Origin of the sequence: Pseudomonas oryzihabitans (assembly GCF_032027545.1) — a bacterium.
Lineage (GTDB): Bacteria > Pseudomonadota > Gammaproteobacteria > Pseudomonadales > Pseudomonadaceae > Chryseomonas > Chryseomonas oryzihabitans_F.
Window position 1 is genome coordinate 77,524 of the sequence record NZ_JAVSJB010000010.1, and the last position, 21,356, is coordinate 98,879.

Sequence of the window (21,356 nt, forward strand, 5' to 3'; positions counted from 1 at the left end):
AACGCCTTAGTGCAGACTTTAGATAAACACCGCTTCATCGGTCTGGAGTGGCTCAGGTTCCTGATGGGTTTCTATGTGGTCGTCTACCACACCATCCATTTCTATCCCGAGCGCAAGACCATCCCCCTGTTGGACGAAATCACCAGCATGGGTTTCTTCGCCACCAGCACCTTCTTCGTGCTCTCCGGCTTCCTGCTCGCCCACGTCTACTGTGGTCGCGGCAGCCTGCGCGAGCCGGCGCGCAGTTTCTGGATCAAGCGTTTCGCCAACCTCTATCCGATCCATATCTTCGCCTTGCTGCTGGCGATGGCGGTGGTGACCTGGATCGGCAGCTTGGGCATTCCGCCGGGCGCAGCCACGGCCAGTGTGCGCTTCGTCGTGTTCGACACCAACGAACCCCTGGCACGGACCAATCCCGAGCTGTTCCAGCATTTCATGACCAACGGCGAGCTGGCCTTCAATGCGATACTGCAACTGTTCATGCTGCAGGCCTGGAATCCCTACTACCTGACCTTCAACGCGCCACTGTGGTCGATTTCGGCGCTGTTCTTCTTCTACCTGACCTTTCCCAAGCTGGCCCCGCGGCTAATGACCAGTGCGCGGCCCTGGCAGCTGTTGCTGCTGGTCTGGGCGCTCTACCTGGTCCCGCCGGTCCTGGTGATCATCCACCAGAACTACGGCATGCCCTTTACAGGTCTGCTGCAGCGGGTACCCCTGTTGCGCCTGCCGGAATTCCTGGCCGGCATCCTGCTGTACGCCATCTTCCGCCGGCAGCACGAACGTGGCTGGGCGCCATCCGAGCGGCAACGGACGCTGCTGGCGAGCTACCTGATCCTGAGCTTCGCCGTAGGTACGGCACTGTTCACCCACGGGCCCAAGTTCTGGTACTTCCTATTTCACAATGGTCTGTTCCTACCGTCGCAGCTGATCCTGGTGTACCTCGCGGCCCTGGCCCGAGAGCCGGCGAGCGAACGTATTCGCCATTGGTCACCGCGGTTGGGGGGGGCGTCTTTGTCGATGTTCGCCCTGCACGTCCCCCTATCGGGCATCTACATGACCTTGGAGCAACTGATCGGTGGCGATCTCAAGGCCTGTCTGGCGGGCCTGCACGAGACCTGCATCGCGGCGGCGGGTGCCTATACCAACTCCATCGAGTGGTACTGGCTGTTCCTGCTGCTGGTGGTGGTGCTCTGCGTATTGTTCCAGGAGCGGCTGGTGGTGCCCACGCGCAAGCGCATCCTCGCCGTGCTGCTGCCGTGGCTGGCGCCGCAGCAGAAACCGGCCCAGCCTAGCGGCGAAAGCCTTCGGCCATGACGAAGAAGCGGGCGTCGAGCGCTGCCAGTGGCTCGCGGAGCTGTTCCAACTGATCAGCGGCACCGAACACCTCGAAGCGTTCCAGGGTGGCGATGGCCTGGGCTTGCTCCAGCAGCTCACCGACGTTATCCAGATGGGCGAGCAGCGCCTGGGCGTCGCGATAGCCTTCGCGGCAGCGTGCCGTGGCACCGTCGTAGCAGAAGCCATAGTAGAGGCAGCCGGGTTCGCTCTGGGTGCGTTGCAGCATGGCCTCGCCCAGTCGCTTGAAGGCCTCGACCTGATCGGGCTGGATGGCGAAGACGGGGGCGAGGCTGCAGACGGAATCATTGGGAAGGGTGGACATGAGAGGCTCCGAGGTCGGGGGACGTCTGTATGCGACCCCCATCTCCGAGCGACGCTCCCCTTGGCTGACGGACGTCAGCCGCCGACCTGGGCGATCCAGTCATTGAGGTTGTAGTAATTGGTCACCCGGGTCACCTTGCCGTCGCGAATCTCGAAGAAGGCACCCGCCGGCAATTGATAGGTCTGGCCATTGGCCGCGGGCAGGCCTTCGTCCGTCGCCAGGTATTCGCCATGCACGACGAACTCGGCAGCGGCGCGGCGGCCACTGGGTTCGGCCAGCACGACCAGGTCGGTCAGGCGCTCGCGGTAGCAGCGATTCATGTGCGCCATGAAGGCGGCGAAGGCGGCCTTGCCCACCTGGCGCTCGCCCTGGTTGATGTCGTGGACGACGTCCTCGGTGAGCAGCTCCAGGAAGATCTCCATGTCACCCGCGTTAAAGGCGGCATAGTAGGCGTCGATGAGGTCGGTCGTGGTCATGGCGGCTCCTGTCGTTGGTGAAAAAACGGCTGTAGCCGTGCATGGTAGGGTGGCCAGACGGCTGCGACATAGCCATTCACGTCTCCCGCTTAACCGAAAGAGTCCATGGACATCCAACTCCTGCATGGCGCCGCCATCGCCCCGCTGATTCCCGAACTCGCCGAATTGCGCATCGCTGTCTTTCGCGAATACCCCTATCTCTACGACGGCACCCTGGACTACGAGTCCCGCTACCTGCAGACCTATGCCGACGCGCCCGACAGCCTCTGTGTGCTGGTCCGCGATGCCGGGCGGGTGGTGGGGGCGGCCACCGCCCTGCCGCTGGCTGACGAGACCGCGGAATTCCAGCAGCCTTTCCTCGCCCATGGCTGGTCGGTGGCGCGGATCTACTATTTCGGTGAATCCCTGCTGCTGCCGGCCTATCGCGGGCGAGGACTGGGCCGGCGCTTCTTCGCCGAGCGCGAGGCGCGGGCGCGGCAACTGGGGCGGTTCGCCTGGTGCGCCTTCTGCGCCGTGCAGCGCCCGGACCACCATCCACGCCGGCCACCGAACTATCGACCGCTGCACGGCCTCTGGCGCAGCGAGGGCTTCGTCGAGCAGCCCGAGTTGACCACCCAGTACCTGTGGCAGGATCTCGACGAGATGGCCGAATCGCCCAAACCCATGACCTTCTGGCTCAAGGAGTTGCCATGATCCACCTGGCCGCTTGCCAATACGCCATCGAATTGCTGGAAAGCTGGGACGCCTACGCCGAGCACCTGACCTCGCTCTGTGAGGAAGCCGCCGTCGAAGGTAGCCAGCTCCTGCTGCTGCCCGAATACGCCGGACTGGTGCTCAGCGGCCAGCTGCCACCGGCCGAGCGGAGTGACTTGCAAGCCTCCATCGCCGGCATCCAGCCGCTGATTTCAGCCTGGCGCACGCTCTGCGAGGGCCTGGCGCGACGGCTGCAAATCTACCTGCAACCCGGCTCGCTCCCGATCCTCGATGACGACGGCCAGTATCGCAACCGGGCCTGGTTGTTCGGTCCCGGAGGCTGCCTGGGTTACCAGGACAAACTGATGATGACCCGCTTCGAACGGGAAGAGTGGAACATCGCCGGCGGGCGCGAAGGCCTAAGGGTGTTCGACACCCCTCTGGCGCGTGTCGGCATCCTGATTTGCTACGACAGCGAATTTCCGCTGCTGGCGCGGCACCTGGCCGAGGCAGGGGCGGACCTGGTCCTGGTGCCCAGCTGCACCGATACCGTCGCCGGCTTCCACCGGGTGCGCGTCGGTGCCCAGGCCCGGGCGCTGGAAAACCAGTTCGCGGTGCTGCAATCACCCACGGTGGGACTGGCACCCTGGTCCCCGGCGCTGGACGAGAACGTCGGCCACGCTGGGCTCTATGTGCCACCGGATCGCGGCATGCCGGCGGATGGGGTGATCGCCCAGAGCGACGAACTCTGTCCCGAACGCAGCCAGTGGCTCCACGCCGAACTTGATCTGGAGGAGGTGCGGCGAGTCAGGACCAATGGCCAGGTGTTCATTCGTCGCGACTGGCCGGATCAGGTGCAGGTACTCACGCCTCACGCTTGAACGAAAAAGCCCAGCGCTAGGCTGGGCTTTTCCGCGAACAGGCGTTTAGAACAGGTTCTTAGATCTCGACGGCCAGGCTGTCGGCGATCTTCTTCTGCCACACCTGAGGGCCGGTGATATGCACCGACTCGCCGCGGGTGTCGACCGCCACGGTCACCGGCATGTCCTTCACCTCGAACTCATAGATGGCTTCCATCCCCAGTTCCGGGAAGGCCAGGACCTTGGCGCCCTTGATGGCCTGGGCCACCAGGTAGGCGGCGCCGCCGACGGCCATCAGGTAGACCGCCTTGTAATCCTTGATCGCCTCGATGGCGATGGGGCCACGCTCGGACTTGCCGATCATGCCCAGCAGACCGGTCTGGTCGAGGATCTGCCGGGTGAACTTGTCCATGCGGGTCGCGGTGGTGGGGCCAGCCGGACCGACCACCTCGTCGCCCACCGGATCGACCGGGCCGACGTAATAGATGAAGCGGCCCTTGAGGTCCACCGGCAGGGGCTCGCCCTTGTTGAGCATGTCGACCATGCGCTTGTGGGCGGCGTCGCGGCCAGTGAGCATCTTGCCGTTGAGCAGCACGGTCTCGCCCGGCTGCCAGCTCTGCACCTCTTCCGGGGTCAGGGTGTCCAGGTTGACCCGGCGAGCGCTCGGACCGGCCTCCCAGACGATCTCCGGGTAGGCGTCCAGCGGCGGCGCTTCCAGGGCGGCAGGGCCGGAGCCGTCGAGCACGAAGTGGGCGTGGCGGGTGGCGGCGCAGTTGGGGATCATGCACACCGGCAGCGAGGCGGCATGGGTCGGGTAGTCCTTGATCTTGATGTCCAACACCGTGGTCAGGCCGCCCAGGCCCTGGGCGCCAATGCCCAGTTGGTTGACCTTGTCGAAGATCTCCAGGCGTAGCTCTTCCAGGCGGTTCTGCGGACCGCGGGCCTTCAGCTCGTGGATGTCGATCGCATCCATCAGCGATTCCTTGGCCAGCACCGCGGCCTTCTCGGCGGTACCGCCGATGCCGATGCCCAGCATGCCCGGCGGGCACCAGCCGGCGCCCATGGTCGGCACGGTCTTGAGCACCCAGTCGACGATGGAGTCGGACGGGTTGAGCATGGCCATCTTCGACTTGTTCTCGGAGCCGCCGCCCTTGGCCGCGACATCGATCTCCACGGTGTTGCCGGGGACGATCTGGTAGTGGATCACCGCCGGGGTGTTGTCCTTGGTGTTCTTGCGAGCACCGGCCGGGTCGGCCAGGATCGAGGCGCGCAGGACGTTTTCCGGCAGGTTGTAGGCGCGACGGACGCCCTCGTTGATCATCTCGTCCAGGCTCAGGGTGGCGCCGTCCCAACGCACATCCATGCCGACCTTGGCGAAGACGGTGACGATACCGGTGTCCTGGCAGATCGGCCGGTGGCCGGTGGCGCACATCCGCGAGTTGATCAGGATCTGGGCGATGGAATCGCGCGCGGCGGCGGATTCCTCGCGCAGATAGGCCTCGTGCATGGCCTGGATGAAGTCGACGGGATGGTAATAGGAGATGAACTGCAGGGCGTCGGCGACGCTCTGGATCAGATCATCCTGCTTGATCACGGTCATGTACGCGCTCCTCTTGGCGGTTTCTTGCGCCTCGCCACGGGTGGTGGCGAGACGGGCGCGCAATTCGGGTCGCACGGACCGGGCCGCGAAGGAGCCCGATCGGAGGGGTGGCCTGGACACACTGAGAAAGGCCCACCCGGCCGGGGCGGCCGACCCGAGAGCGGCGCGGCAGTATAGCCCGTTCAGGCGCTCGGCGGCAGCGGCTCCGGTCGGCGCCGGGCGATCAGCGGCGTTCCAGGACTGCTGGATTGACCAGGTCGGTCGGCCGCTCGCCGGAAAGGGCGGCGATCAAATTGTTCACCGCCCGCTCGGCCATGGCATAGCGGGTTTCGTGGGTGGCCGAGCCGATGTGCGGCAGGGTGACCACGTTGGGCAGCTCGAACAGCGGCGAGGCCTCCAGGGGTTCGCGGGTATAGACGTCCAGCCCCGCGCCGCGGATCTGGCCGCTACGCAGCGACTCGATCAGCGCCGGCTCGCCGACCACCGCGCCGCGCGCCAGGTTGATCAGGATGGCACTGGATTTCATCAGGCCGAGTTCGCGGGCGCCGATGAGTTTCTCGGTGGCGGCCGACAAGGGTACCACCAGGCAGACGAAGTCCGCTTCCCGGAGCAGGTCGTCCAGCTCGCGGCGCTGGGCGCCCATCTGCTCTTCCAGCTCGGGCTTGGCGCTGTTGGCGGCATAGAGGATGGGCATGTCGAAACCGAAGTGGCCGCGCTTGGCGATGGCCGCGCCGATGCGACCGGCGCCGACGATGCCCAGGGTGCGGCCATGGATGTCGGTACCGAAGTGCTCTTCGCCGATACCCTTGCGCCAGAGACCCGCCTTGACGAAGGCGTCCAGCTCCGGCACTCGCCGGGCGGCGCTCATCAGCAGGGTGAAGCCGAGATCGGCAGTGGTGTCGGTAAGGACATCCGGGGTATTGGTGAGCAGGATACCGCGCTCGGTCAGGTAGTCGACGTCATAGCTGTCGTAACCCACCGAGACGCTGGCGATGGCTTCCAGGGTGGTAGCCATCGCCAGCTCCTTCTCGCCCAGCTGGCGACTGGCGCCGATCAGGCCCTGGGCCTTGGCGGCGGTGGCTGCAAAGGCATCCAGGCTGGCGCTGGTCGGGATCACCTCGACGGTGAAATGCTGGCGCAGGCGTTCTACCAGGCTTTCGGGCAGGCGGTTGAAGACCACTACGTGCTTCTTGCTCATGGATACCTCAGCGTGTGGGAGGGGATCAGGCCAGGCCGGCCGCGGCGAAGCGCGGGCGGTCGCCATGCTGGTCGAGCAGCGCTTCGAGCCCCTCGCGGGTGGGTTCCTGGTTGAAGTCCAGACCCAGGGCTTCACGGTGAATCCCCGTGGCGGCCAGCCAGAGGCAATCGATCTCCGCGGCTACCGCACCGGGCACGTCGGTCACCAGGGAGTCACCGACGAACAGCAGTCGGCTGGCACCCCGTTCGCCCAGTTCCCGTGCCGCGCAGCGATAGGCATAGGGATCGGGCTTGCCGTACCAGGTCACCACGCCACCTAGGTCGGCAAAGCGATCGGCCAGCTTGCCGGCCGCATAGAAGGGTAGACCCCCGGACACCACGTTGCGATCCGGGTTGGCGCACAGGAAGTGCTTGTCCAGCGCGCCGGCCAGGGGGGCGAAACGGGCTTCCAGCTCGTCTTCCGGGAAGCTGCCGACGCCCAGGATGATGGCCGCCTGATCGATGTTCTCGACGAAGCGCGCGCGGATCTCCGCCGGCCAGCCCACTTGGCCGGTCCCGGGGCCGGACAGGTAGATGCCGCCCTCACGGAATTCGGGGTCGTGCAGAAAGGCATCGATGGCCAACTGACCGGAGGTCGTCACGCCGGCGAAGAGTTCGCGTGGCACGCCGAGTTTGACCAGCTCTTCGGCCATGCCCTCGGCGTCGCGCGAGGCATTGCTGAGGAACCAGACCGGCTTGCCTTCCGCCGCGCGACGCTCCAGCCAGGCCCGGGCACCGGGAAAGGTCTCGTAGCCGTCGATCAGCACCCCCCAGAGGTCGAGGATGAAGCCGTCGTAGGTAGCCAGGGCTTCGTCCAGTTGATCGAGGCGGAGCAGGGTGGGGGAGGTCATGCAGAGAAATCCGATGGCGAACGGGGGAAACGACAAGCCTAACCGGTTTTACCGAACTGCTGTCGAAAACGCAGACACCGGCCTGGGCCGGTGTCTGTTTGTTGCTCTAGACGAGGCTTAGCGCGTGGATGCCTTGCCGGCCTTGGCGACTTCCAGAGCTTGGGTGTCGACGCGGCCGTAGATGTCCTCGAAGCGGACGATATCGTCTTCGCCCAGGTAGCCACCGGACTGCACTTCGATCAGCTCCAGCGGTACCTTGCCGGGGTTGGCCAGGCGGTGCACGGAGGTCATCGGCAGGTAGGTGGACTGGTTCTCGGTCAGAAGGAAGACCTTGTCGTCACAGGTGACCTCGGCGGTACCCGACACCACGATCCAGTGCTCGGCACGGTGGTGGTGCATCTGCAGCGACAGTTGGGCGCCCGGCTTGACGGTGATGCGCTTGACCTGGAAGCGCTGGCCCATGTCGATGGAGTCGTAGGAGCCCCAGGGACGGAAGACTTCCTGGTGCGCCTTGACCTCGTTGCGGTTCTGCTTCTCGAGGGCGTTGACCAGCTTCTTGACGTCCTGGACCTTGTCCTTGTGGGCGATCATGACGGCGTCCTTGGTTTCCACCACGACCACGTCATCCAGACCGACCAGGGTCACCAGCTTGCCGTTGCCGTGCACCAGGCAGTTGCGGCTGTCATGCAGGACGACGTCGCCCTTGAGCACGTTGCCGTTGCTGTCCTTGGCATGGACGTCCCACAGCGCGGACCAGGAACCGACATCGTTCCAACCGGCGCTCATGGGCACCACGCAGGCGCGCGTGGTCTTTTCCATCACGGCGTAGTCGATGGAGTTGTCCGGGCAGACGGCGAAGGTGGCGGCATCGATGCTGATGTTGATGCCGTCGATGCTGCTGCGCTCCAGCGCCAGCAGGCAGGTGTCGTAGATGTCGGTGTCGTGCTTCTTCAGCTCTTCCAGGAAACGGCTGGCACGGAACAGGAAGATACCGCTGTTCCAGCAGTAGTCGCCGGAGGCCACGTATTCGGTGGCGGTGACGGCATCGGGCTTCTCGACGAAGCGTTCGACGCGGGCCACGCCTTCGGGCAGGCCGCCGGCGTCACCGGTCTTGATGTAGCCGTAGCCGGTCTCGGGTGCGGTGGCGGGGATGCCGAACAGCACCATCTCGCCACGCTCGGCAGCGGCGGCGGCCTTTTGCAGGGCGGCCTTGAATTCGGCTTCGTCCTCGATCACGTGATCGGCAGGCAGCACCAGCATCAGGTCGTCCTTGCCGTCGGCGACCAGTTGCATGGCCGCGATGGCCACGGCTGGCGCGGTGTTACGGCCGAACGGTTCCATGATCAGCGCCTGGGGCTTGCAGTCCACGGCCTTGAGCTGCTCTTCTACCAGGTAACGGTGTTCGGCGTTGCAGACGATGATGGGGCAATCGATGCTGCCCTCGCAGCCCAGGCGATTGATGGTCTCCTGGAACATGGTCTGCTCGCTGGTCAGGGCCAGGAACTGCTTGGGGTAGAGCTTGCGCGAGAGGGGCCAGAGTCGCGAGCCGCTACCACCGGACAGGATGACGGGAATCATGGGCGTTACTCCTTCAGCGTCTGCTGATTTGTGGCCGCTGTCCCTAGGGTCGGGACGAAGCGTCCGTGCTTCGAAAGGTCAACCGCCCGGAAGCCGTGGCGGTACAGATTGAACAATGCGGACTGATCGCCAATGGCCATCACGGCCTGTGGCAAGGACCAGACAAAGACAGAATCAAACGAAAGTGGTTCTCAGCGAATTTTCCTTTTTCTGGAATAACGACGGTTTTGAGAGTTCCGACAAGTTTTCTCGCCCGAAAGACCCCGTCGCTACGCTGCAACCTTTTTATTGGAGGGAGATGACAGTCTTTCACGGAAGCAGAACACCGAATGTGAGCTTCTCACCAGTTCTGGGGCGCAAGACAGGGTTCGCGCGGTCATCCGTCGATTCTAAGGGCTATTCCGCGGGCTCATCACGCAGAAAAACCAATCTGTCGGTTGTGGAGCGCTCCTCAGAGTAGGCATAGCCCTGCTCGGCGAAGTCACGGAGGTCAGCCACCTGGGTGATACGTCTTTTGATGACGTGCCGGGCCATCAAGCCGCGGGCCTTCTTGGCGTAGAAACTGATGATCTTGTAGTCGCCGTTCTTGAGGTCGCGGAAGTCCACGTCGACTACCCGGGCCTGCAGCTGGCGGCGGCGCACGGCGCTGAAGTATTCGTTCGACGCCAGGTTGAGCAGGACGTCATCGCCCTGGGCCGTCAGGTCCGCGTTGAGCCATTCGCTGATGCGCTCGCCCCAGAAGGCGTAAAGGTCCTTGCCGCGGGCGTTGGCGAACTTGGTGCCCATCTCCAGGCGGTAGGGCTGCATCAGGTCCAGGGGGCGCAGCAGGCCATAGAGTCCGGACAGCATGCGCAGGTGGCGTTGGGCGAAGTCGAAATCGCCCTCTTCGAAATCCTCGGCGGCCAGGCCGGTGTAGACGTCACCCTTGAAGGCCAGGATGGCCTGCTTGGCGTTCTCCGGGGTGAACTCGGGTGTCCAGCTGCCGAAGCGGGCGACGTTGAGGGCAGCGATCTTGTCGGAAACGCCCATGAGCTGGGCGACGTCTCCCGGCGTCAGGGCGCGTAGTCCCTCGATCAGTTCGCGAGAATGCGCCAGGTGCTGCGGCAGGGTATGGCGGGACGTGCGGGGCGGGGTGTCGTAGTCCAGCGTCTTGGCGGGCGAAATCACCATCAACATCGGCTTGGCTCCTCTTGGCGAGGGGCCATTCTAGAGGCCTGTCAGGCGCTACTCCAGCACGCCTTGCCGATGGCATCGATAGATATCGACCGCAGGTTCGCGGCGACGTTGCCCGCCTGGCCGACTAACCCCGCCGGATTGCGAAAAAACGGGTACGGCCAAAAAAAAGCTTTTGTGCCCAAGGTTTTTTGCGTTATTACCGAAGTGTCCGTCGCATCTCTCGGGTCCCGTGCCCTCATGTTGGCCGGTCCGTGAACCCGTTGCTGGAGCGACGGCACCTTTCGCCGCGGAGCGCCGCCTGGCGCTCCGTCGACTGGCTTGCGAGTCAAGCGTTTCTGACGAGGTGACCGAGTATGGATGATCACGGACGTTCCCGCCCCACCCAGCCCACCCTCTATGTGCTCGACACCAACGTACTGATCCACGACCCGAACGCGCTGCTCAACTTCGAGGAGCACCATGTCGCCATTCCCATGACGGTCTTGGAGGAACTCGACAAGCTCAAGACCGGCAAGCACAACGTCGCCGCCGAGTGCCGGCAGGCGATCCGCCTGATCGATAGTATCCTGGCCGAATCCTCGCCCGAGGACGTCGAGCGAGGCGTACCCATTCCCCGCGGCAAGGGCGAGGCCAAGGGGCGCCTGTCCATCCTCATGGGGCGGCGCGCCGGGCCCATGGCCTGCCTGCCCGACGACATCAACGACAACCGCATCATCAACCAACTCGTCGAACTGCGGACCCAGCATCCCCAGGAGCGGGTGGTACTGGTCACCAAGGACATCAACATGCGCCTCAAGGCGCGTGGCTGCGGCATCGCGGCGGAGGACTACCAGACCGATCAGTTGCTCGATGACGTTTCCCTGCTCTCCCAGGGTTACCACAATATCCCCGGGTCCTTCTGGGACAACGTCAGCAAGGTCGAAAGCCGTCAGGAGCTGGGCCGGGTCTGGCATCGCGTCCAGCTCTCCGCCGAATTGCCGCCCTTCAACGTCAACGACTTCGTACTCGACGAGCAGGGCTTCGTCGGCTGGGTCAAGGCGGTGCGCGACGGCGAGGTGATCCTGCTCGACATGCACCAGGAACCCCTGATGCACCAGGAGGCCTGGGGCCTCAAGCCCCGCGACATCTACCAGGCGCTGGCGCTGTTCGCCCTGTTGGAGCCGGACATCCATCTGGTCAACCTCACCGGCGCCGCCGGTTCGGGCAAGACCATCCTGGCGCTGGCCGCGGCCATCGAGCAGACCATGGTCACCAAGAGGTATCGCCGCATCATCGCCACCCGTAGCGTCCAGGGGTTGGACGAGGACATCGGCTTCCTGCCCGGCACCGAGGCCGAGAAGATGGAGCCCTGGCTGGGCGCCATCACCGACAACCTCGAAGCCCTGCACATGGATGATCACAACCCCCACGGCAGCGTGGACTACATCCTCAGCAAGGTGCCGCTGCAGTTCAAATCCCTGAACTATATCCGCGGCCGCAGCTTCCAGCAGAGCCTGATCCTCATCGATGAGTGCCAGAACCTCACCCCGCACCAGATGAAGACCATCATCACCCGTGCCGGCAGCGGTTCCAAGGTGATCTGCCTGGGCAACCTGGCGCAGATCGACACCCCCTACCTCTCGGCCACCAGCTCGGGCCTCACCTACCTTTCCGAGCGCTTCAAAGGCTTCAACCATGGCGTGCACATCACCCTGCAGGGCGTGCCGCGTTCCGTCCTCGCCGAATACGCCGAGGCTCATCTGTAACGGCTAGGGCTTGTCTGAAAAGCCGCCGAGCGAGCCCAGGCACTTTTCAGACGCAGCCCTTGATCCCCGTCCGGCCGTGGGCGGGGATCAAATCCCTAGTGGCGGGTCTACAATGGCAGGTCTTTTCCAGGAGTCATGCCGTGCTGACCCATCTCGATTCCCAAGGCCGTGCCAACATGGTCGACGTCACCGACAAGCAGGTGACCTTCCGTGAAGCCACGGCCGAAGCCCGGGTGCGCATGCGTCCGGAAACCCTCGATCTGATCCAGAGCGGCGGCCATCCCAAGGGCGACGTCTTCGCCGTGGCCCGTATCGCCGGCATCCAGGCGGCGAAGAAGACGGCCGATCTCATTCCCCTCTGCCATCCGCTGATGCTCACCAGCGTCAAGGTCGCCCTCACCGCCGAAGCACCCGATGCCGTGCGGATCGCAGCCACCTGCAAACTCTCCGGCCAGACCGGCGTGGAAATGGAAGCCCTGACCGCCGCCAGCGTCGCGGCGCTCACTCTCTACGACATGTGCAAGGCGGTGGACCGCGGCATGACCATCGAGGCGGTGCGCCTGCTGGAAAAGAGCGGTGGCAAGAGCGGTCACTTCCGTGCCGGGGAGCAGCCGGCATGATCCGCGTGCAATTCTTCGCCCGCTATCGCGAGACACTGGGCCGTGCCGAAGAGACCTTGGCCTGGGAGCCGGATCTGGCCACTGTCGGCGACCTACGTGAACACCTGGTCCAGCGTGGCGGCCAATGGGCCGAGACCCTGGGCGAACAAGGCTTGATGTGTGCCCGCAACGAAGAACTCTGCGGCCTGGCCGAGCCGCTGCGCGACGGCGACGAGGTCGCCTTCTTCCCCACCGTGACCGGAGGTTGAGCATGGCCATCCGTGTGCAGGCCGGCGCCTTCGATCCCGGTCAGGAACTCAGTGCCCTGCACGCCGCCAATACCGGTATCGGAGCGGTGGTGGGGTTCGTCGGCTACGTCAGGGATTTCAACGATGGACGTGACGTCGGTGGCCTGTTCCTCGAGCATTTCCCCGGCATGACCGAGAAGGCACTGGCGCGCATCGTCGAGGAGGCCAATCAGCGTTGGCCGCTGCTCAGGGTCGATATCCTGCATCGCATCGGACGGCTGGAGCCGGGCGAGCCCATCGTCTTCGTCGGCACCGCCAGCGCCCACCGCCAGGCCGCCTTCGATGCCTGCAACTTCGTGATGGACTACCTCAAGACCCGCGCGCCCTTCTGGAAGAAGGAAGATACGTCCGAAGGCCCGCGCTGGGTCGAAGGGCGTGCCAGCGACCAGGATGCCGCGGGGCGTTGGGCGAAGGACTGATGGAGAAAGACACGAGGCGATGGAGGATTTTCCCTCCTGGAAACTGATCGCGGCCATGGGCCGCTCCTTCAGGTATATAGCACTCCTGTAGGAGCGGCCCATGGCCGCGATGAGAGCGGAACAACCGCCTCGGCGGACCGCTATGACAGCCCTTGAGCGGGCCGCCTTAACGTTGCCGCGGCACCGGCTTGAGCAACTCGGCCGCAGGCATTTCACAGGAGATCTTGCGGCCCAGCAGGGTTTCGATGGGCGGCAGGGCGAAGGCATCGTCCTCGCCGGCGAAGCTGATGGAGGTGCCGCTGGCGCCGGCACGCCCCGTACGGCCGATGCGGTGCACGTAGTCGTCCGGGTCTTCCGGCAAGGTGAAGTTGATCACGTGGCTGATGCCGTCTACGTGGATGCCACGACCGGCGACGTCGGTGGCCACCAGCACGCGGATCTTCCCAGCGCGGAAGCCTTCCAGGGTCTTAATGCGCTTGTGCTGAGGTACGTCTCCCGACATCTGGGCGGCGCTGATGCCGTCCTTGGTCAGACGCTCCTCGATGCGGCGTACCTCGTCACGGCGATTGGCGAACACCATCACCCGCGCCCAGTTGTTCTGGGCGACCAGGTTGTAGAGCAACTTGTATTTGTCGCTGGAAGAGACCGCATAGACGTGCTGCTCGACCGTATCGCTGGCCACGTTTTCCGGCTCGATCTCGACGATGGCCGGATCGGTGGTCCACTGCCGCGCCAGATTCATCACGTCTTCGGTGAAGGTGGCGGAGAACAGCAGGGTCTGGCGTTCGCTCTTGGGCGGGGTCTGGCGAATGATCTGGCGGACCTGGGGGATGAAGCCCATGTCCAGCATGCGGTCGGCCTCGTCCAGCACCATGACCTCGACCATGTCCAAGTGCACCTCGCCACGCTGGTTGAAGTCCAGCAGGCGGCCTGGAGTGGCTACCAGGATGTCGCAGTAGCGGGCTTCGAGCTGCTTGAGCTGCTTGTCGAAGTCCATGCCGCCGACGAAGCTCATGACGTTCAGCCCGGTGTACTTGGCCAGGTCCAGAGCATCGTTGGCGATCTGCACCACCAGCTCGCGGGTCGGCGCGATGATCAGCGCCCGCGGCTCGCCCATGTATCTTTCCTTGGGCGGCGGGGTGGTCAGCAGCTGGGTGATGGTGGAGATCAGGAAAGCGGCGGTCTTGCCGGTGCCGGTCTGGGCGCGGCCGATGGCGTCCTGGCCCTTGAGGGTGAAGCCCAGCACCTGCGCCTGGATCGGCGTGCAGTAGGGGAAGCCCAGGTCGTGGATGCCATGCATCAGCCGCGGGTCGAGGTTGAAGTCGTGGAAGCGCGTCTTGCCTTCCTGGGGCTCGACGGCGAAGTCTTCCAGCTTCCAGGTGTCGACCGGCTTGGGTTTGCGCGGGCTACGTTCGCGGCGAGCCTTGGCAGGCTTTTCCGCGGCCGGGCGGGCGTCCTGCGCCGGGGCGCCGTCCTGGGGCTTGGGTTTGCGGGGCGCGCGCTCGGCCTGGGGCGCGGGGGTAGCGACAGCAGGCGTCGCAGGGATTGCGGGGGCGACGCTGGGATTCACTTGGGGCGTAGCGGGGGAGGCCGGCTGAGCGCCGTCCTGGTCCTTGCCCAGAAATTTTTTGAGTGCCTTGAGCACGGAAGGTCTCGATCATCGAAAGCGGAATGAGACCGCAGTGTAAAGCAACCTACGTGCCCAGCAACAACTACCTGCCGAACGCCGTGACGGTCGGGCTAGCCACAGATCCGATTTCGCCCGCCGTCCTTGGCCTGGTAGAGCGACTTGTCGGCGCGCCCGACCAGTTCGTCGAGGGTATCGGCCTTGCGCATCTGCGCCACGCCGATGGAGACGGTGACCCCCGGCAGCTTGCCGCAGGGCGAATAGAAATCCTTGATGTCCGCCAGGCTCTGGCGCAGGCGCTCGGCGATGGCGATGGACTCGTCGCGGTCGATCTCCGGTAGCAGGATGACGAATTCCTCGCCACCGTAGCGGGCCATGCTGTCCTTGGGGCGCAGCTGATCCCGCAGCGTATTGGCAACCAGGCACAGCGCATAGTCGCCCGCCAGGTGGCCATAGGTGTCGTTGTAGTGCTTGAAGTGATCCACATCGAGCATCAGCAGGCTCAGCGGCTGCCGATTGAAGGCGCACCGGGTGCTCTCGCGTTCGAACAGTTGCTCGAGCCGCCGGCGATTGAACAGGCCGGTCAGGGTGTCGACGTTGGCGTTGCGTTCGGTGTCGACGATGAGCTGATTGCCCCGGCGCATCCGCTCGCAGAGGATGCCGAGCAGGTTGTGCATGGCCTTGGCCGAGCGCTCGATCAGCTCCAGCAGCAGGTCGCGGTGCAGGCAGAGGACCCGGGTGTCGGCCTCGGCGATGACGTGGGCACTGGGTCTTTCGCTATCCAGGAAGCTGATCTCGCCCGAGCACTCACCCACCCCCAGCAGATAGATGGGGGGATTCTCCGGAGAGCCCAGGTGCACGCGCAGCCGTCCCTCAAGGATGAGATACATGCAGTGGTTGGGCTGTGCGGGCGACAACAGGCATTCGCCAGCCGCCAGGCTACGCGTCGCCGAACGGGCGATAAGGGCTTCCAGCAGATGGGTTTCCACGCCTTTGAACAGGCGCAGATCCTTCAGGGAAGAGACCGGCACTTCGGCCAACCACAGCGACAAGGGCGCAGCCATCAACAGATCACCCCATGGGCTGAAAGGAAAACTCGGACCATAGCTGCTCCATGCACATCACGACCTTCAGGCACCCACACTGGACCGGACGAGCCCCGCAAAGTTCGTTCGTTTCCCGTCACGGAAGCCCGCTTTCAGCGCCAGATGTCGCGAAGTGTCGACCGGTTTCCAAAAAACGCCCTGGAACGAAATGCTGCCTTTCGCGTCAGCCGAGGCGGTCCTGCAACCAGGCCTGGATGTCCTTGATTTCCGCCGGAATGACCTCGTGACGCATGGGATAGTCGTGCCAGAGCGCTTCCACGCCCGCGGCGGTCAGCGCCTCGTAGGCGGCGCGTCCCAAGGCGAGGGGCACCACGTCGTCCTGGACGCCATGCAGGCAGAGCGCCGGCGTGGTGCCGCCGCGGTTCGACTGGTCACTGTCGAAGCTGGGTGCGTAGGTCGAGAGCGCCATGACGCCCCCGAGCGTCACGCAAGGCGTGTTGTAGGCAGCGTGTAACACCACTGCGCCACCCTGGGAGAAGCCTGCCAGTACGATGCGTTCAGCCGGGATGCCTTGGGCGCGCTGCTGCGCGATGAGCGCCTGGACCGTGGCGGCCGATTCTTCGAGCTGTGCCCGGTCGATGGCACGGGCCGGATTCATGGCCAGGATGTCGTACCAGGAGGGCATGGCCCAGCCGCCGTTGATGGTGACCGGGCGAGTCGGTGCCTGGGGCAGGATGAAGCGCGTTCGCTTGAGCGTCTGTTGCAGCAGTTCGGCCACCGGCTGGAAGTCGTGCCGGGACGCACCCAGGCCATGCAACCAGATGACGCAACTATCGGCCGATCCGGCGGCCGATTCCAGCACAAGAGGAAGGTTTTCCAAGGTTTTGCTCCAAAGTGGGGCTCTCAAAGAGCGGTGTGGTAACAGTTGGTGCGCAGGATCAATGTCGCATTATCGTAATTTTTTCTGGCGATTTTTTGCCAGAAGTCCACGAGCCGGCGGTTTGCGCAGGGAGCGGTGTTGTCGCATCCGCTGGTCCGCTAATTGCCTCAATTAATGCACGACCGGGCAGTGCACCAACAGGTAACACCGCTGCCCTGCCTGGTTGCGCCCATGTCAGACCGCTGTCTTCGCGTTGCCGGGGATCGCTGGTTCGGGCAGGTTGTACGGTCATCACGCGAGAGACATCGCGGCGCCGTACCGCTGGAACGCAATTCATAAACACATTGGAGCTTATCGATGAAGATGGTGAAGTCCACCCTGGCAATTCTGACCACCGCCGCCGCTCTGGGTCTGTCCAGCATGGCTCAGGCGGGCGCTACTCTGGATGCAGTAAAGAACAAGGGGTTCGTGCAATGCGGCGTCAGCGATGGCCTGCCGGGTTTCTCCTTCACCGACTCCAAGGGTGAATACAAGGGTATCGACGTGGACGTCTGCCGCGCCGTCGCCGCCGCCGTGTTCGGCGATGCCTCCAAGGTGCGTTTCACCCCCCTCACCGCCAAGGAGCGCTTCACCGCGCTGCAATCCGGCGAGATCGACGTTCTGTCGCGCAACACCACCTGGACCAGCTCCCGCGATGGCGGCATGGGCCTGATGTTCACCGCCGTGACCTACTATGATGGCCAGGGCTTCCTGGTGAACAAGAAGCTGGGTGTGAAGAGCGCCAAGGAACTGGACGGCGCCACCGTGTGCATCCAGGCCGGTACCACCACCGAGCTGAACCTGGCTGACTACTTCCGCTCCAGCGGCATGAAGTTCACCCCCATCACCTACAGCACCTCCGACGAAAGCGCCAAATCCATGGAAGCCGGTCGTTGCGACGTGTTGACCTCCGACCAGTCGCAGCTCTATGCCCAGCGCATCAAGCTGGCCAAGCCCGACGACTACGTCGTATTGCCCGAGGTCATCTCCAAGGAGCCCCTGGCTCCCGCCGTCCGTCGTGGCGACGAAGACTGGTTCACCATCGTCAAGTGGGCACAGTTCGCCATGGTCAGCGCCGAAGAGCTGGGTCTGACCTCCGCCAACGTGGAGGCCCAGGCCAAGGATTCCAAGAACCCCGACGTCCGTCGCCTGCTGGGCACCGATGGCGAGTTCGGCAAGGACCTGAAGCTGCCGAAAGACTGGGCACTGAACATCATCAAGCAGGTCGGCAACTACGGCGAAGTCTTCGAGCGTAACGTCGGCATGGGTTCCGACCTGAAGATCAAGCGTGGTCTCAACGCCCTGTGGAACGCAGGCGGCCTGCAGTACTCCCCGCCGGTCCGTTGATCTCGGCGCCTTAGTCGCCGACACCTTCCGGATGTGCAGATTCTCGCCCTGCAGCGCTTTTCGCGCTGCGGGGCGAGGGTTTAATGAGGCTTCCAGTAGATGCAAAACGTTAGCAAAACCTCGCCACCAGTCCGTGGGTCGCTACTGACCGACCCGCAGGTACGTTCGTGGCTGTTCCAGGTCGTCGCCGTCGTCGCCGTCGTGGCCTTCGGCTGGTTCCTGTTCAACAACACCCAGACCAACCTGTCTCACCGGGGGATCACCTCGGGCTTCGGTTTCCTCAACAACTCCGCCGGCTTCGGCATTCCCCAGCACCTGATTCCCTATACCGAGGGTGACACCTACGGCCGGGTATTCCTGGTCGGCCTGCTCAACACCCTGCTGGTCTCGGTGATCGGCATCGTGCTGGCGACCATCATCGGCTTCACGGTGGGCGTGGCGCGGTTGTCCAGCAACTGGCTGCTGCGCAAGGTCGCCACGATCTACATCGAGATCTTCCGCAACATTCCGCCGTTGCTGCTGATCTTCTTCGTCTACTTCGCCGTCCTCGCGCCGCTGCCTGGCCCGCGCCAGAGTCTGAGCCTGGGTGACGCCTTCTTCGTCAACAACCGCGGCCTGTACATGCCGGCCCCGAGCGCGGATGCGGGCTTCATCCCGGGCCTGATCGCGTTTCTGATCGCCGTCGTGGCGAGCGTCGTCGTGTTCCGTTGGGCGCGCAAGCGTCGGCATGCCACCGGCGAGCGCTTCCCGGTGCTGTGGACGATCCTGGCGCTGGTGATCGGCCTCCCGCTGCTGGCGGCACTGGTGTTCGGCAAGCCGTTCCATTGGGAGCTGCCGGAGCTGCAAGGTTTCAACCTGCGCGGTGGCTGGGTGATCATCCCGGAACTGGTCTCCCTGGCATTGGCGCTGTCGGTCTACACCGCCGCCTTCATCGGTGAGACGGTACGGGGCGGTATCCAGGCGGTCAGCCATGGTCAGACCGAAGCGGCCAGCTCCCTGGGCCTGCGTCCCGGGTTGACGCTACGCCTGGTGATCATTCCCCAGGCTATGCGGGTGATCATTCCCCCGCTGACCAACCAGTATCTGAACCTGATGAAGAACTCCTCCCTGGGTGCCGCGGTGGGCTATCCGGAGATGGTGGCACTGTTCGCCGGTACCACGCTGAACCAGACCGGCCAGGCCATCGAGACCATGGCCATCACCATGAGCGTGTACCTGGCCATCAGCATCAGCATCAGCATCCTGATGAACTGGTACAACAAGCGCATCGCGCTGATCGAGCGTTAAGGAGCGCGTATGAGTAACCAGACCCATACCTTCAAACCGGACCTGCCGCCGCCGCCTTCCAGCGTCGGTGTCCTGGCCTGGATTCGTGGCAACCTGTTCTCCAGCGTCGGCAATACCCTGCTGACCCTGCTCGGCCTCTACCTCGTCTGGCTGATCGTGCCGCCGGTGGTGAACTGGGCCTTCCTCAATGCCACCTGGAGTGGCACGACCCGGTCCGATTGCGCGCCGGGCGGTGCCTGCTGGGTGTTCATCAAGGAACGTATCGGCCAGTTCATGTACGGCTTCTACCCGGAAGACCAGCGCTGGCGGTTCGATCTGACCGTGGTGCTGGCCGTGGTTGGTGCCATTCCGCTGTTCCTCGACAGCTTCAAGCACAAGGCCCGCTACGGCCTGTCCCTGCTGGTCATCTTCCCACTGGTCGCCTTCTGGCTACTGTACGGTGGTCTGGGCCTGCGCGTGGTCCCCACCAGTGAGTGGGGCGGCCTGATGCTGACCATCGTCATCGCGGCGGTGGGCATCGTCGGCGCGCTGCCGCTGGGCATCCTGCTGGCCCTGGGACGACGCTCCAATCTGCCGGCGATCAAGGTCATCTCCGTGACCATGATCGAGTTCTGGCGGGGTATCCCGCTGATCACGGTGCTGTTCCTGTCGTCGGTGATGCTGCCGCTGTTCCTGCCCGAGGGCATGAACCTCGACAAGCTGCTGCGCGCCATCGTCATGGTGATCATCTTCGAGGCCGCCTACATCGCCGAGGTGGTTCGTGGTGGCATGCAGGCCATTCCCAAGGGCCAGTACGAAGCCGCCGCCGCGATGGGCCTGGGCTACTGGCGCACCATGGGCCTGGTGATCCTGCCCCAGGCGTTGAAGCTGGTGATCCCGGGCATCGTCAACACCTTCATCGCGCTGTTCAAGGATTCGAGCCTGGTGATCATCATCGGCCTGTTCGACCTGCTCAACAGCATCAAGCGCGCCACCTCGGACCCGGCCTGGCTGGGCATGTCCACCGAGGGCTATGTGTTCGCAGCGCTGATCTACTGGGTTTTCTGTTTCGCCATGTCCAGCTACTCCGCTCGCCTGGAGCGCAAGCTGAACACCGGCCACAAGCGTTAGGAGTCATCAGATGAACGTAAGCAACAAGCAGCAGGTCGACAGCAGCAAGGTCATGATCCAGCTCAAGGACGTGAACAAGTGGTACGGCCAGTTCCACGTGCTCAAGGACATCAACCTGACCGTGACCCAGGGCGAGCGCATCGTGCTGTGCGGCCCCTCCGGCTCGGGCAAGTCCACCACCATCCGTTGCATCAACCGCCTGGAAGAGCACCAGAAGGGCCAGATCATCGTCGATGGCACCGAACTGACCAACGATCTCAAGCAGATCGAGACCATTCGCAGCGAAGTCGGCATGGTGTTCCAGCACTTCAACCTCTTCCCGCACCTGACCGTGCTGCAGAACTGCACCCTGGCGCCCATGTGGGTGCGCAAGATGCCGAAGAAGCAGGCCGAAGAGATCGCCATGCACTATCTGCAGCGGGTACGCATCCCCGAGCAGGCCCACAAGTATCCTGGGCAACTCTCTGGCGGCCAGCAGCAGCGGGTGGCCATCGCCCGGGCGCTGTGCATGCAGCCACGCATCATGCTGTTCGATGAACCGACCTCAGCCCTCGACCCGGAGATGGTGAAGGAGGTACTGGACACCATGATCGGCCTGGCCCAGGACGGCATGACCATGCTTTGCGTGACCCACGAGATGGGCTTCGCTCGCACCGTGGCGAACCGGGTGATCTTCATGGACAAGGGCGAGATCGTCGAACAGGCCGCACCGGACCAGTTCTTCGACAATCCGCAAAACGAGCGGACCCGCCTGTTCCTCGGGCAGATCCTGCACTAAGAAGCTGTTCACGATCTCGCGAGCTAGAGCCAAACAAGGCGAAA

Annotated in this window: 21 protein-coding genes; 11 read left to right on the plus strand and 10 right to left on the minus strand. The window is 64.1% G+C overall.

Annotation, left to right across the window (positions count from 1 at the left end; all coding sequences use genetic code 11):
• Positions 1 to 9 precede the first annotated feature (9 nt).
• The gene (locus RND78_RS17430) at positions 10 to 1,314 is read left to right on the plus strand and encodes an acyltransferase (RefSeq protein ID WP_312730640.1); all 1,305 of its coding nucleotides are present in this window, start codon (positions 10 to 12) and stop codon (positions 1,312 to 1,314) included.
• Here the strand turns inward: RND78_RS17430 and RND78_RS17435 are convergent.
• Together RND78_RS17435 and RND78_RS17440 are read right to left on the minus strand one after the other, a co-directional pair.
• The gene (locus RND78_RS17435; protein ID WP_312730642.1) at positions 1,289 to 1,657 is read right to left on the minus strand and encodes an antibiotic biosynthesis monooxygenase; all 369 of its coding nucleotides are present in this window, start codon (positions 1,655 to 1,657) and stop codon (positions 1,289 to 1,291) included. The two genes, RND78_RS17430 and RND78_RS17435, sit on opposite strands and share 26 nt — an antisense overlap.
• 74 nt (positions 1,658 to 1,731) lie before the next feature.
• The gene (locus RND78_RS17440) at positions 1,732 to 2,133 is read right to left on the minus strand and encodes a ketosteroid isomerase-related protein (protein ID WP_312730644.1); all 402 of its coding nucleotides are present in this window, start codon (positions 2,131 to 2,133) and stop codon (positions 1,732 to 1,734) included.
• 105 nt (positions 2,134 to 2,238) lie between these two features.
• Here RND78_RS17440 and RND78_RS17445 point away from each other — a divergent pair, with 105 nt between their 5' ends.
• Together RND78_RS17445 and RND78_RS17450 are read left to right on the plus strand one after the other, a co-directional pair.
• A complete protein-coding gene (locus tag RND78_RS17445) occupies positions 2,239 to 2,826 on the plus strand; it encodes a GNAT family N-acetyltransferase (protein ID WP_312730645.1) in 588 nt (195 codons plus the stop codon).
• Positions 2,823 to 3,707 carry a carbon-nitrogen hydrolase family protein gene (locus RND78_RS17450; protein ID WP_312730646.1) on the plus strand — a complete coding sequence of 295 codons (885 nt, stop codon included), beginning with the start codon at positions 2,823 to 2,825 and terminating at the stop codon, positions 3,705 to 3,707. Before RND78_RS17445 ends, RND78_RS17450 begins: the two co-directional genes overlap by 4 nt.
• 58 nt (positions 3,708 to 3,765) lie before the next feature.
• Here the strand turns inward: RND78_RS17450 and RND78_RS17455 are convergent, their stop codons facing one another.
• From RND78_RS17455 to yaaA, 5 genes are all read right to left on the minus strand, one after another.
• On the minus strand, positions 3,766 to 5,286 hold the full coding sequence (locus tag RND78_RS17455) for a fumarate hydratase (RefSeq protein ID WP_312730647.1): 1,521 nt from the start codon (positions 5,284 to 5,286) through the stop codon (positions 3,766 to 3,768).
• Between the two features lie 223 nt (positions 5,287 to 5,509).
• Positions 5,510 to 6,484, minus strand: coding sequence for a D-glycerate dehydrogenase (locus RND78_RS17460; RefSeq protein ID WP_312730650.1), 975 nt, complete (start codon positions 6,482 to 6,484; stop codon positions 5,510 to 5,512).
• Between the two features lie 25 nt (positions 6,485 to 6,509).
• The gene (locus tag RND78_RS17465; RefSeq protein WP_312730652.1) at positions 6,510 to 7,373 is read right to left on the minus strand and encodes a TIGR01459 family HAD-type hydrolase; all 864 of its coding nucleotides are present in this window, start codon (positions 7,371 to 7,373) and stop codon (positions 6,510 to 6,512) included.
• A gap of 117 nt (positions 7,374 to 7,490) precedes the next feature.
• A complete protein-coding gene (locus tag RND78_RS17470; RefSeq protein WP_312730653.1) occupies positions 7,491 to 8,951 on the minus strand; it encodes a mannose-1-phosphate guanylyltransferase/mannose-6-phosphate isomerase in 1,461 nt (486 codons plus the stop codon).
• A gap of 396 nt (positions 8,952 to 9,347) precedes the next feature.
• Positions 9,348 to 10,127 (minus strand): peroxide stress protein YaaA, encoded by a 780-nt coding sequence (yaaA, locus tag RND78_RS17475; RefSeq protein ID WP_312730654.1) that lies wholly within the window; start codon positions 10,125 to 10,127, stop codon positions 9,348 to 9,350.
• 353 nt (positions 10,128 to 10,480) lie between these two features.
• Here yaaA and RND78_RS17480 point away from each other — a divergent pair, with 353 nt between their 5' ends.
• From RND78_RS17480 to moaE, 4 genes are all read left to right on the plus strand, one after another.
• Positions 10,481 to 11,872 carry a PhoH family protein gene (locus RND78_RS17480; RefSeq protein ID WP_059230223.1) on the plus strand — a complete coding sequence of 464 codons (1,392 nt, stop codon included), beginning with the start codon at positions 10,481 to 10,483 and terminating at the stop codon, positions 11,870 to 11,872.
• A gap of 140 nt (positions 11,873 to 12,012) precedes the next feature.
• Positions 12,013 to 12,492, plus strand: coding sequence for a cyclic pyranopterin monophosphate synthase MoaC (gene moaC, locus RND78_RS17485; RefSeq protein ID WP_312730655.1), 480 nt, complete (start codon positions 12,013 to 12,015; stop codon positions 12,490 to 12,492).
• The gene (locus RND78_RS17490; RefSeq protein ID WP_312730657.1) at positions 12,489 to 12,740 is read left to right on the plus strand and encodes a MoaD/ThiS family protein; all 252 of its coding nucleotides are present in this window, start codon (positions 12,489 to 12,491) and stop codon (positions 12,738 to 12,740) included. Before moaC ends, RND78_RS17490 begins: the two co-directional genes overlap by 4 nt.
• 2 nt (positions 12,741 to 12,742) lie before the next feature.
• Positions 12,743 to 13,198, plus strand: a complete 456-nt coding sequence (gene moaE / locus RND78_RS17495) for a molybdopterin synthase catalytic subunit MoaE (protein ID WP_312730659.1) — start codon at positions 12,743 to 12,745, stop codon at positions 13,196 to 13,198.
• 166 nt (positions 13,199 to 13,364) lie between these two features.
• Here the strand turns inward: moaE and rhlB are convergent, their stop codons facing one another.
• The 3 genes from rhlB to RND78_RS17510 all read right to left on the minus strand — a co-directional run bounded on the left by rhlB (position 13,365) and on the right by RND78_RS17510 (position 16,751).
• A complete protein-coding gene (gene rhlB, locus RND78_RS17500; RefSeq protein WP_312730661.1) occupies positions 13,365 to 14,843 on the minus strand; it encodes an ATP-dependent RNA helicase RhlB in 1,479 nt (492 codons plus the stop codon).
• 95 nt (positions 14,844 to 14,938) lie between these two features.
• Entirely contained in the window at positions 14,939 to 15,889 is a 951-nt protein-coding gene (locus RND78_RS17505; protein WP_312730662.1) for a GGDEF domain-containing protein, read from the minus strand.
• A gap of 205 nt (positions 15,890 to 16,094) precedes the next feature.
• Positions 16,095 to 16,751, minus strand: coding sequence for an alpha/beta hydrolase (locus tag RND78_RS17510; RefSeq protein ID WP_312730663.1), 657 nt, complete (start codon positions 16,749 to 16,751; stop codon positions 16,095 to 16,097).
• A 357-nt stretch (positions 16,752 to 17,108) separates the two neighbouring features.
• Here RND78_RS17510 and RND78_RS17515 point away from each other — a divergent pair, with 357 nt between their 5' ends.
• The 4 genes from RND78_RS17515 to RND78_RS17530 all read left to right on the plus strand — a co-directional run bounded on the left by RND78_RS17515 (position 17,109) and on the right by RND78_RS17530 (position 21,312).
• Entirely contained in the window at positions 17,109 to 18,137 is a 1,029-nt protein-coding gene (locus tag RND78_RS17515; protein ID WP_312730664.1) for an amino acid ABC transporter substrate-binding protein, read from the plus strand.
• A gap of 99 nt (positions 18,138 to 18,236) precedes the next feature.
• A complete protein-coding gene (locus RND78_RS17520) occupies positions 18,237 to 19,424 on the plus strand; it encodes an amino acid ABC transporter permease (RefSeq protein ID WP_312730666.1) in 1,188 nt (395 codons plus the stop codon).
• A 9-nt stretch (positions 19,425 to 19,433) separates the two neighbouring features.
• Complete coding sequence (locus RND78_RS17525; protein ID WP_059230214.1) at positions 19,434 to 20,534, plus strand: amino acid ABC transporter permease; 1,101 nt, start codon at positions 19,434 to 19,436, stop codon at positions 20,532 to 20,534.
• Between the two features lie 10 nt (positions 20,535 to 20,544).
• Positions 20,545 to 21,312 (plus strand): amino acid ABC transporter ATP-binding protein, encoded by a 768-nt coding sequence (locus RND78_RS17530; protein WP_059230213.1) that lies wholly within the window; start codon positions 20,545 to 20,547, stop codon positions 21,310 to 21,312.
• Positions 21,313 to 21,356 lie beyond the last annotated feature (44 nt).